This is a genomic window from Phocaeicola fibrisolvens (assembly GCF_025567125.1).
Classification (GTDB): domain Bacteria; phylum Bacteroidota; class Bacteroidia; order Bacteroidales; family Bacteroidaceae; genus Phocaeicola; species Phocaeicola fibrisolvens.
Map to the genome: position 1 here is coordinate 1 of NZ_JAOQJI010000074.1, position 11,183 is coordinate 11,183.

At 40.8% G+C, this 11,183-nt stretch carries 8 protein-coding genes and 1 tRNA gene; 5 read left to right on the plus strand and 4 right to left on the minus strand.

Going from position 1 to position 11,183, the window contains the following annotated elements:
- Positions 1-451 precede the first annotated feature (451 nt).
- Entirely contained in the window at positions 452-718 is a 267-nt protein-coding gene (locus OCV81_RS16920; RefSeq protein WP_148331027.1) for a hypothetical protein, read from the plus strand.
- 590 nt (positions 719-1,308) lie between these two features.
- On the opposite strand, the gene eno is transcribed toward OCV81_RS16920, so the two are convergent.
- The gene (gene eno, locus OCV81_RS16925) at positions 1,309-2,589 is read right to left on the minus strand and encodes a phosphopyruvate hydratase (protein WP_148331028.1); all 1,281 of its coding nucleotides are present in this window, start codon (positions 2,587-2,589) and stop codon (positions 1,309-1,311) included.
- A 157-nt stretch (positions 2,590-2,746) separates the two neighbouring features.
- Complete coding sequence (gene rbr / locus OCV81_RS16930; protein ID WP_022353035.1) at positions 2,747-3,325, minus strand: rubrerythrin; 579 nt, start codon at positions 3,323-3,325, stop codon at positions 2,747-2,749.
- Between the two features lie 360 nt (positions 3,326-3,685).
- On the opposite strand from rbr, the gene OCV81_RS16935 reads away from it, so the two are divergent.
- Positions 3,686-5,380, plus strand: a complete 1,695-nt coding sequence (locus tag OCV81_RS16935; RefSeq protein WP_148331029.1) for a SulP family inorganic anion transporter — start codon at positions 3,686-3,688, stop codon at positions 5,378-5,380.
- Between the two features lie 223 nt (positions 5,381-5,603).
- On the opposite strand, the gene OCV81_RS16940 is transcribed toward OCV81_RS16935, so the two are convergent.
- On the minus strand, positions 5,604-7,643 hold the full coding sequence (locus tag OCV81_RS16940) for a helix-hairpin-helix domain-containing protein (RefSeq protein WP_262640509.1): 2,040 nt from the start codon (positions 7,641-7,643) through the stop codon (positions 5,604-5,606).
- A gap of 80 nt (positions 7,644-7,723) precedes the next feature.
- On the opposite strand from OCV81_RS16940, the gene OCV81_RS16945 reads away from it, so the two are divergent.
- Positions 7,724-8,326 (plus strand): DUF4294 domain-containing protein, encoded by a 603-nt coding sequence (locus OCV81_RS16945; protein ID WP_148331030.1) that lies wholly within the window; start codon positions 7,724-7,726, stop codon positions 8,324-8,326.
- A gap of 53 nt (positions 8,327-8,379) precedes the next feature.
- Here OCV81_RS16945 and OCV81_RS16950 read toward each other — a convergent pair whose 3' ends face one another.
- A complete protein-coding gene (locus OCV81_RS16950) occupies positions 8,380-8,925 on the minus strand; it encodes an RNA methyltransferase (protein ID WP_148331031.1) in 546 nt (181 codons plus the stop codon).
- 452 nt (positions 8,926-9,377) lie between these two features.
- On the opposite strand from OCV81_RS16950, the gene nadA reads away from it, so the two are divergent.
- Positions 9,378-10,370, plus strand: a complete 993-nt coding sequence (nadA, locus tag OCV81_RS16955; RefSeq protein ID WP_148331032.1) for a quinolinate synthase NadA — start codon at positions 9,378-9,380, stop codon at positions 10,368-10,370.
- Between the two features lie 628 nt (positions 10,371-10,998).
- Positions 10,999-11,072 (plus strand) — tRNA-Asp (locus tag OCV81_RS16960).
- Positions 11,073-11,183: the final 111 nt, after the last annotated feature.

The following is an 11,183-nucleotide window of genomic DNA, read 5'->3' on the forward strand; positions in this document are numbered from 1 at the left end:
CTCTCGAAAGCGGTTGCAAAGGTACGCACTTTTTCCGGTTCTGCAACTTTTACGCAATACTTTTTTGCGGAAATTTTGAAGAATTTTTGTAAATCACTGTAAACAAGACGGTTGCATGTGAGCGTTTTTTGATGCTTTCAAAAACGGAAGGAAACAGCCCTACATTATGTATTTCGCGCGGGCGCGCGGGCGTGTGTACGCGCACATGCGTGCATGTGCAGACAAACAGGAAGAAGCATGCACACATAAAGGAATTGCGGCTGCGCACAGAAAAAAACAGGTTGATGAACCGTTCCCGACGAGAAGAAACAACCGAAACACGGTAAAGCTTATCCGCAATCAAGGACATTTTTTTCAAGGAACGGAAAGAAAAGCCTGAAAAAGTCCGTTCCTCCCCCCCACGAAAAAATCCCGGATTTTCCGGATCTGTTCCCCTGGAACGGTCAGTTTTATGTCATCCAAAGAACAAAAATTTTCCAGGAATCGCCGTTTTTTGCCAACCGGAGGACAAGAATTTCCCGAAAACGGCCAGTTCTGCGCCAGCCGGAAGACGAAAAAAAATGAACCCGGCGACCATTTTTTTCACCCAGCTGGGAAATCCCGGCCAAAATTCCTCCCCCGAAAGGCAAAAAATCCGAAAAAAATTCCGGAAAAACTGGAAACGGAGCTACATGTCCACAAACAGAACCGGGATTTTTCCATGCAGCAGGGCAAATGACGTCACGGAAATCCCGCATCGCAGGGACATTTTTGCACAGGACGGCCCGCATTTTTTATGTTTCCTTGCCGGGAAACGTACGTTCTACCCGGCAGAAACCTACGGTTCCAGGCAGGAAAACCTACGGTTTACACACCGGAAACATAGAAAACATAAAGGAAAAGAGAGGTTATCCTGCCGACATTTTCAGAATACGAAACACAGGAAAAACAAACGGACCGTTTACAGGAAAAGAACAGAAAAGCCGCATACGGAAAAACAAGGTAAACAGTCTGAGGGGAAACTTACAGAAAACCAGGAAGATAAAAGCGGATTGAAAACAGAAGACCTCACGTAAGGACATAAAAAAAGGAGTTCCGCTGAACTCCAACCTTTGTTAACCTTAAATCTAATACTATGAAAAACACAGTGCAAAAGTAAACATTCCGGTTGAAACCGCAAAAGAAACAGCTGAAAAATCATGTTTTACAACACATATTAACCATCTGACATTGCCCGATAAAATCCATTAACAAAAGTATGAAACAAAAAAATACAGAACCGCCTGCGGCAGCCCTGTATTCCTTTTCATGGCTAAATGAATCTTTGAATTACTTGATGCGCTTATAGCCGTACACAGCCAAATCACCCAATTCCTCTTCAATACGAAGTAATTGATTATATTTTGCCATACGGTCGGAACGACTCAATGAGCCTGTTTTAATCTGGCCACTGTTCGTAGCTACCGCTATATCCGCAATCGTCGCATCTTCTGTTTCTCCCGAACGGTGAGACGTCACTGTGGTGTACCCATGACGGTGAGCCATCTCGATGGCATCCAGTGTTTCACTCAGCGAACCAATCTGATTTACCTTAATCAAAATAGAATTGGCACATCCCATAGCAATTCCCTTCGACAGAAATTCCACATTCGTCACAAACAAATCGTCTCCTACCAACTGGCAACGGCTTCCAATCCGCTCCGTCAGTTTTTTCCATCCTTCCCAATCATTTTCACTCATTCCATCTTCAATGGAATCAATCGGATATTTATTGATTAATTCTTCCAGATAAGCAATCTGTTCGTCCGAAGTACGTTTTTTTCCGTTTTCACCTTCAAAAACAGTGTAATCATACACTCCATCCTTATAAAACTCGGAAGAAGCACAGTCCATTCCAATCATCACATCTTTTCCTGGCACATATCCAGCTTGCCGGATGGCTGCCAAAATAGACTCCAATGCATCTTCCGTACCTTTCAATGCCGGAGCAAATCCACCTTCATCTCCCACGGCCGTACTCAGCCCGCGATCGTGCAACACTTTTTTCAAGGCATGAAATACTTCCGCTCCCATGCGCAAGCCTTCCCGGAAGGAAGGCGCCCCTACCGGACGAATCATAAACTCCTGGAAAGCAATAGGCGCATCGCTGTGTGAACCACCGTTGATGATATTCATCATCGGAACCGGCATCACAAACGTATTGACTCCCCCGATATACCGGTACAAAGGTATCTGCAAATAAGCAGCGGCAGCTTTTGCCACAGCCAGCGATACACCCAAAATGGCATTGGCTCCCAATTTAGATTTGGTTGGCGTGCCATCCAGTTCCAGCATTTTCTTATCAATACCCCGCTGATCCAATACAGACCAACCAATTAATGCCGGCGCAATCACTTTATTTACATTCTCGACAGCCTTCAAGACTCCCTTTCCTCCGTAACGATGTGCGTCCTTGTCACGCAACTCCAATGCTTCATGTTCACCCGTAGAAGCTCCCGACGGTACAGAAGCACGTCCTATCACACCAGACTCCAGTTTCACTTCTACCTCTACGGTAGGATTTCCTCGTGAATCGAGTATTTCACGACCTATAACCGACTTTATTTTCATATTTATTGCATTTAAAATTTGATATACAAAAATGAGAACTTCCTACGTACGACGCAATACCTTGAAATAGGTATTTTATTTTGTCGTACCCAATAAAAAAAGGACTGTAACTGAAACAGCCACAGTCCTCTTCCGTCATTTATGCAATCAAAATGGATTAGTAATTATTTTTCTTCACTTCAAAGTAAGCCTGTGGATGCAAGCAAGCCGGACATACCTCGGGAGCTTCTTTTCCTACATAAATATAGCCACAGTTGCGGCACTGCCATACTACTTCTACATCTTTCTTGAAAACCTTTTCGTCTTCAATATTCTTCACGAAAGCCAGGTATCTTTCTTCGTGTCCTTTTTCGGCTACGGCAATCTCACGATACATTTTCGCGATGGCCGGGAAACCTTCTTCGTCGGCGATATCGGCAAATTTCGGATAATCCAGACTCCATTCTTCATTCTCGCCTGCAGCTGCAGCCTTCAGGTTTTCCAATGTAGAACCGATAACTCCGGCAGGATAGCTAGCTGTGATTTCCACCATTCCACCTTCCAACCACTTGAACATTCTCTTGGCATGTTCTTTTTCCTGTTCAGCAGTTTCCAAGAAAATAGCTGAAATCTGTTCAAAACCTTCTTTCTTGGCTGCACTCGCAAAATAAGTATAGCGCATTCTAGCTTGTGACTCACCTGCAAAAGAGATTGCCAAATTTTTCTCGGTTCTTGTTCCTTTAATGCTTTTTCCCATATCTATTAGTTATTAAGTTGATGAATAAATTACGTTTTCAAGTTTACACTACAAATATAATAGATTTATTCAAATTTGCAATCATTACAATTTTATTTTTCTATTTTATTAACACTTCATCTTTTATAACAAGGTTATCTACATATTAAAACAATTCACACAAAAAAATAGTTTCCCCAATCAAGCATAATAATACCAACCCAACAAAATTTCATATAATATAGTATATTCTTGAATCAAACCCAGTTCTTTTCCCATTTACAGTATCTTTTTCAAAGATAATTAACGCAAAGGTCGCTCAAATATAAGAAAATATATACTTTTGTGCTTCTTTTTAAATTAGTAACATTTTTAAGATAGATGAAAGGATTAGAATTCAGACCCAAACTTTTCACCATGATGAAAACCTATACCAAGACCGACCTGATGACCGACCTGATGGCAGGTGTCATCGTGGGAATTGTTGCCCTGCCATTAGCCATTGCTTTTGGTATCGCTTCCGGAGTGAGTCCGGAAAAAGGAATCATCACAGCCATTGTAGCCGGTTTTATCATCTCATTTCTAGGAGGAAGCAAAGTACAGATTGGCGGACCAACCGGTGCTTTTATTGTCATCATTTATGGCATTATCCAGCAGTATGGAATTGAAGGACTAATGGTAGCCACCATGATGGCCGGTATTCTCCTTATATTATTAGGAGTATTTAAACTGGGAACCGTCATCAAATTTATTCCCTACCCCATCATTATCGGCTTTACCAGCGGTATTGCCGTCACAATTTTCACCACGCAGATTGCCGATATTTTCGGACTCGATTTCCAAGGTGAAAAAGTGCCGGGAGATTTCATTGGAAAATGGATTCTTTATTTCCACCACTTCGATACGGTAAATTGGTGGAATGTCATAGTGAGTGTGGTCAGCGTGTTCATCATTGCCATCACGCCTAAATTCTCCAAAAAGATTCCAGGATCACTGGTAGCTATCATCCTGGTAACTGTAGGCGTCTACTACCTGAAAATGTATGGAGGAATCACCTGCATCGATACCATCGGCGACCGTTTCAGCATTAAGTCACAACTTCCGGAAGCAGCCGTTCCGGCACTTGATTGGGAAGCCATCAAGAACTTGTTCCCTGTAGCCATCACCATTGCTGTACTGGGAGCCATTGAATCGCTGCTTTCGGCTGCAGTGGCCGACGGTGTCATCGGTGACCGTCATGATTCCAACACGGAACTTATCGCCCAAGGTATCGCCAACTTTGTATCCCCTATCTTCGGAGGTATTCCTGCCACTGGTGCCATTGCCCGTACGATGACCAATATCAACAACGGAGGTAAGTCACCCGTTGCCGGTATCGTGCATGCCGTAGTATTGCTGCTCATCCTCCTTTTCCTGATGCCCCTGGCACAATACATTCCGATGGCTTGCCTGGCCGGCGTACTGGTCATTGTCTCTTATAACATGAGTGGATGGAGGGTGTTCAAAGGACTGTTGAAAAATCCAAAATCGGATGTAGTGGTATTGCTCATCACCTTCTTCCTGACGGTTATCTTCGATTTGACAGTAGCCATTGAAGTCGGTCTGGTGATTGCCTGTGTACTGTTCATGAAGCGTGTCATGGAAACAACCAAGATTTCTGTCATCACAGACGAAATAGACCCCAACAACGAATCCGACCTGGAAGTACACGAAGAACATCTGGTCATCCCGCAAGGCGTGGAAGTATATGAAATCAACGGCCCGTATTTCTTCGGTATCGCCACCAAGTTTGAAGAAATCATGTCCCGGTTGGGCGACCGTCCGAAAATCCGCATCATCCGTATGCGAAAAGTTCCTTTCATTGATTCTACAGGTATCCATAACCTCACGACCCTATGTGAGATGTCACAGAAAGAAAATATTCACATCATCCTGTCGGGTGTCAACGAGAAAGTACACCAAGTGTTGGAGAAATCCGGGTTCTATGAACTGCTTGGAAAAGAAAACATCTGTAGCAACATCAATGAAGCACTAGAAGTAGCCACCAAGGAAATAGCTGAAATCAACGCAAAATAAAACGTTAAAATAAAAACTCCCGTTCTGTTAAAATCAAAATAGGATTTAACAGGATGGGAGTTTTCTTTAAATCATGTTATAAAACCCATTATTTTCATCCAAGAAGTTGCATTATTTCCAGAAATCCGTACCTTTGTACTGTGTTTTTCATAGTATTAGATTTAAGGTTAACAAAGGTTGGAGTACAGCGGTACTCCTTTTTTTATGTCCTTACTTCAGAAAATCACCACTTAAACCGCACCTGAAACTGTAAATCACATTTATTATTTCCTTGAATCTCTTCTGCTCCCGATCCGATAAGATTCCAATCCCTATAGTGTGTCCAGCCCCATTTCATCTGAAAAAACAAATGTTTTTTCCAATCGTAATCTACTCCCCATGCCACTCTCTCTCCTTTTCCATACAAGGACATCATGGAAAACGCATACAACAATCCCTGTTCATACGCATATATCCGAGAAGCATAATCTTCTGTATGAAACCATACACCACTCAAAAAGGTCCGTATCGAAAGACGAGGAATTTCCACCTTCAAACTACTTCCACAAGCCAACCCATTGGATGTTTTTCTTTGCAAAACTTCCGAACGCACATATTCCACCATTGTTTTCCACCGCATACACTTCACCGGTGAATAAGTCACTTGATAATGCAAACGTTGCCTGACATTAGGCAATACATATTTCATATCATCCGATTCCTTGTAGTTTTTAGCCTTATTCTTATAACCATATTTTATTAACATCTCTAGTGAATTAGACGGTGAATAAGAAATCTGAAACACTCCTTCCCCTCCTGTTGTATTTTGCTTGTCTACTAAATAACGATACCATGGAAAGTAAAAGAAATCTCCATAACATAACAATTTCATATTTCGCAAAAAGCTAGTTTCCAATCCAATAAAAATACCAGCTTCATTTTGCATTTTTGAATTCTCTCCAAATCCATACGCGTATAAACTCTGATATTTTTTATCATAATATCTGTTGATAACTATCAATGATGTATTCACAGCCGGTGAATAAGTCAACTGATTCAATGTAGCCACCTTCCCTTGCTTGTCGACAGCCGTTTCTCCGGAAAAAATAAACTTCCCCTTATACCATTTATAATTCACCCCCACATTATAAAAATATTTTCCACGGGGATAATAACGATTATATAATCTTTCAACCGGATTCAACATCTTGTTGAAAACATTATAAACAACTGTGAATCCCCCTTCAAAGTATTTGCCATCATAACTTAAATTACTACCTACCAATGTATTAAAAGCAGTATTTTTTTTCTCCAAATCCTTCTTCAGACGATGGTAGCCATCCGTTTTCAACGTACTTATACACTCATTATCCACTGTAGCATCCTGATTGCGGAAAGAGAAAAAACCCGTCCATATCCAACGTTTACGCCATTTCATGGAGACTCCCGCTCCCTGCAAATAATTTGCTTCGTTCATGGAGGTATACTTACTCAATCCTCTTCCGGCACGGTTCAACGCAGCAAAAGAAGTATACTTTCCTATTCCGAATCCCATGTTCATCACCAACCCGTAACCGAAACTGGCTTTATAATTTCCCACTACCAACGTATGCAAGCGGCCAAAATCTTTCAGTTGTACAGAAGCACTGTAGAAATCAAATCCTTTTCGATTATAGAGTCGGAAGAAAGCCTCTCCAGCATCTTTTTCAGCTACGAAGCTTGCATATATTTTATCCCGAAACTGAAATCTGTATCTGATATTCAAATAAAACGGATCTCCATAATATCGTTTGGAAGCAAACTTCTCTTCTTCTCCTACAGGTATATCTGCATACCCCGCCTTCTCATTAAACGGTACGTCTGTGCGCATCCAGATTTCCTGTTTGTTGTATTTCCACACATTACGCCAGGAAAAAGCTTCTTTTTTTACTGGCCCCACATACATGAATTCTCTCAAAAAAGCCTGAGTTTGTCTGTCCATACCCTCTACTCCCCACAATTCATTCATGCTGGTTAAAGGTCCATACTTATAGACATAATAAAGGATGTGTTCAATTAGCCGGTCGGACAAGAAAGGCAATTGTTCCAGTTCTTCTTTTGTCACAGTATTGATGTTCAGCGGATGTTCCGCCAATTCGCTCAACTCTTCGTATTGCTCTCTCCACGACGCTACATTCTCTTCTTCTCCTACCTGTTCTTCCCATTCCATCCAAGCGGACTGAGCGAAGAGATTTCCACAATAGAAAAGAACTGATACACAAAAGGAAACATACTTTTTCCACATATTATTCACTTGTTTATACACATCTCATAAATACGTTAATTATGCCACATAATCTGAATATTATTTCTATTTTTGCGCGTATGAAAAAATGTTTCTACATATTCATTATTTTGTGGCTGAGTACTTCCTTGCATACTTATGCTCAACAATTATCACCGACTTCCATTCAAGGTCACAAGGTTCCTGTATGCATTTATAAAGGAGACACTATACCTTGTATAACGTTGAGAAACATATACGTCTACCCCAAATTGCACTTTAAAAACAAAAGACAGGAAAGATATTACTATAAACTGGTCAGAGATGTGAAAAAGACCCTTCCTCTTGCCAAGGAAATCAAAAGAGCGGTAATTGAAACGTATGAATACATGGAAACGCTGCCCAATCAGAAAGCCAGAGAGCAACACATGAAACTGGTGGAAAAAGGGTTGAAACAGCAGTACACCGCCCGCATGAAGAAACTGACATTTTCACAAGGTAAACTGCTGATCAAATTGGTCAACCGTGAATGCAACCAATCGTCCTATCAACTGGTCAAAGCTTTCATGGGACCTTTCAAGGCCGGATTTTATCAGGCATTCGCTGCCCTGTTCGGAGCCAGCCTGAAAAAAGAATACCATCCTGAAGATGACGACAAGATGGTAGAAAGAGTAGTTACACTGGTCGAAAACGGACAGCTATAACAGTATAAATCAATAAATTAACAAGTTATCAATAAGATATTCACAAGCGGTGTTCAACGTAATTTGAACAACTTATGAGCAAATTCCCATATCATAATTCCTGCTGTCACAGATACATTCAATGAATGTTTGGTGCCATACTGAGGTATTTCGATGCAACCATCGGACATGTCTACAACCTCTTGCTGCACCCCTTTTACTTCATTTCCCAACACAATGGCATATTTCTTTCCTTTTTCCAATACCAGTTCATCAAGTAACGTACTACCTGCACACTGTTCAATGGCCAATACGGTATATCCCTTCTCATGAAGTTCATTTACAGCATCTTGCGTTTTCTTAAAATATTTCCAGTCTACCGTATATTCTGCTCCCAGCGCCGTTTTATGCATTTCCGGATGAGGAGGAGTTGCCGTAATGCCACAGAGATAAATGCAATTCACCAAAAAAGCATCCGATGTACGGAATACCGCTCCAATATTGTGCAAACTACGCACTTCATCCAATACAACCACCAACGGCAGCTTATCTGCTTCTTTAAACTCCTCCACCGTCAGACGGTTCATCTCGGTCACCTTCAATTTTCTTAATTCAGACATAATTCCTACATTTGAAATACGTTCGGCTGCAAAGATAAAAACTATATTCATAACCCTGTTGAAAACAGTGGAAAACGTGTAAAAAACGAGGGCATAGAAAATGAAAATTATTTCTTGCAAGATTCCACAAATCAATTATAGCAGACTTAAAACCAACAATCCAAAAAACTTAGAAATAATTATCACTGACAGTTTAAACACATTCTTATTGAATTTTCAGAAATGAATAACCGAAAAGTTTTTAACTTTGCAACGTATCAACAATTTGTTAATAGGATTAGTAAAAGCTAAGATATCAATAAGTAAGCATGTTTATGAATTATTGATATCCTTCCTCTTCAAGATGATAACGAAAAAACAAAAAAAAGGGTGTTATTTTTACTAACATTATTAACGGGATATTATCAGTATCATATTTTCTTTTTAAAAGAAGAAAAAATATAAATCTAATAATGAATAAAGAAGAATGGTTGAAAAAGGGTTATGTGGATGAACCCGTGGAAAAGAATCTTGACCTGAAGGCTGAGATTAAAAAGTTATGTCGTGAAAAAGAAGCGGTCATTTTAGGACACTTCTACCAGGCGGACGAAATACAGGAGATTGCCGACTTTATCGGCGATAGTCTGGCACTGGCGCAATGGGCTGCCAAAATAGATGCGAAAATCATTGTGATGTGTGGAGTTCACTTCATGGGTGAAACTGCAAAAATCCTTTGTCCGGACAAGAAAGTGCTGATTCCCGATTTAAATGCCGGTTGCTCACTGGCCGACAGTTGTCCGGCCGACAAGTTTGCCGAATTTGTGAAGGCACATCCGGGATACAAAGTCATTTCGTATGTCAATACCAGTGCGGCAGTCAAAGCGGTGACGGATGTGGTAGTGACTTCTACCAACGCCCGCCAGATTGTGGAAAGCTTTCCGAAAGATGAAAAGCTGATTTTCGGTCCCGACAAAAACTTGGGAAATTACATCAATTCCATTACCGGGCGTCAGATGTTGCTTTGGGACGGTGCCTGCCATGTGCACGAGAAATTCTCTGTAGAGAAGATTCTGGAGGTGAAGAAACAGTATCCGGACGCAGAAATCCTGGTTCATCCGGAATGTAAGGGAGCCGTAGCGAAACTGGCCGACAAAATCGGCTCGACGGCAGGATTGCTGAAATATGCCATGGCCAGTGACAAGAAGAACTTCATTGTGGCTACAGAAAGCGGTATTTTGTATGAAATGCGCAAGAAATGTCCGGACAAGCACTTTATTCCAGCTCCGCCGGAAGACAGTACCTGCGCTTGCAACGAATGCAACTTCATGCGTTTGAACACACTGGAAAAACTATATAATACGCTGAAATATGAATGGCCGGAAGTGAAGGTGGATGAAGCAGTGGCAAAAGAAGCCATAAAGCCTATCCAGAAGATGCTTGAAATATCTGCAAAGTTGGGACTGTGATACACAGTCTCAACTTTTTTGTTAAGGGCTTTTAATAGCGAGACGGGTCTTCTTAAAACATGTTATATAGCATAGATTTTAAAAAGAATAATTTGTAGATATCCAGAAAGTCCTTACCTTTGCACTGTGTTTTTCATAGTATTAGATTTAAGGTTAACAAAGGTTGGAGTTCAGCGGAACTCCTTTTTTTATGTCCGTACGTTTCTTTCTTTGTATAGAGTGAAGAATAAATGCTCTATCACAAGGTCAATAAGTTGAAAATTTATAGTTACTTTTTATGTTTTCCTGCCCTGAACCTTATGTTTCCGGTAAGAGAACTGTAGGTTTCCGCCCAGGAAAATCTAAGTTTTCCATTAGAAAAACATAAAAATCACAAGGGATTTGTTTCCTCTATGTAAGAGCATTTTTAAATTTTTCGGGAGTGTATGGATAAAGACGAGTGGATGTAACTGATTACTTCAATTTTTATTATAAAAAAAGCATCTTAAAATATGGTTGATAATCAGCTGTTTGTGATTTTTCACCGAAAAAAGATGAAAAAAAATGCTCGAAATGTTTGTGGGTTTCAAAAAATGCACTACCTTTGCAACCGCAATCGAGAGAGAAAGCAACGAAAGAAAAACTTAATGGTGCGTTAGTTCAGTTGGTTAGAATACATGCCTGTCACGCATGGGGTCACGGGTTCGAGTCCCGTACGCACCGCAGAATAGGAGGATGTGTCAAAATGATGCATCCTCTTTTCGTTATATAATCATCGTTTTGCCATTTTTCATAGAGTATGATTTATGTTTTTCCTATGTCCATGCCTTTTGG

Coding starts and splice junctions, on each gene's coding strand:
- OCV81_RS16940 (WP_262640509.1), bottom strand. CDS start 7,643: ATGTGGAAAAAGTATGTTTCCTTTTGTGTATCAGTTCTTTTCTATTGT.
- rbr (WP_022353035.1), bottom strand. CDS start 3,325: ATGGGAAAAAGCATTAAAGGAACAAGAACCGAGAAAAATTTGGCAATC.
- OCV81_RS16950 (WP_148331031.1), bottom strand. CDS start 8,925: ATGTCTGAATTAAGAAAATTGAAGGTGACCGAGATGAACCGTCTGACG.
- eno (WP_148331028.1), bottom strand. CDS start 2,589: ATGAAAATAAAGTCGGTTATAGGTCGTGAAATACTCGATTCACGAGGA.
- OCV81_RS16920 (WP_148331027.1), top strand. CDS start 452: ATGTCATCCAAAGAACAAAAATTTTCCAGGAATCGCCGTTTTTTGCCA.
- OCV81_RS16945 (WP_148331030.1), top strand. CDS start 7,724: ATGAAAAAATGTTTCTACATATTCATTATTTTGTGGCTGAGTACTTCC.
- nadA (WP_148331032.1), top strand. CDS start 9,378: ATGAATAAAGAAGAATGGTTGAAAAAGGGTTATGTGGATGAACCCGTG.
- OCV81_RS16935 (WP_148331029.1), top strand. CDS start 3,686: ATGAAAGGATTAGAATTCAGACCCAAACTTTTCACCATGATGAAAACC.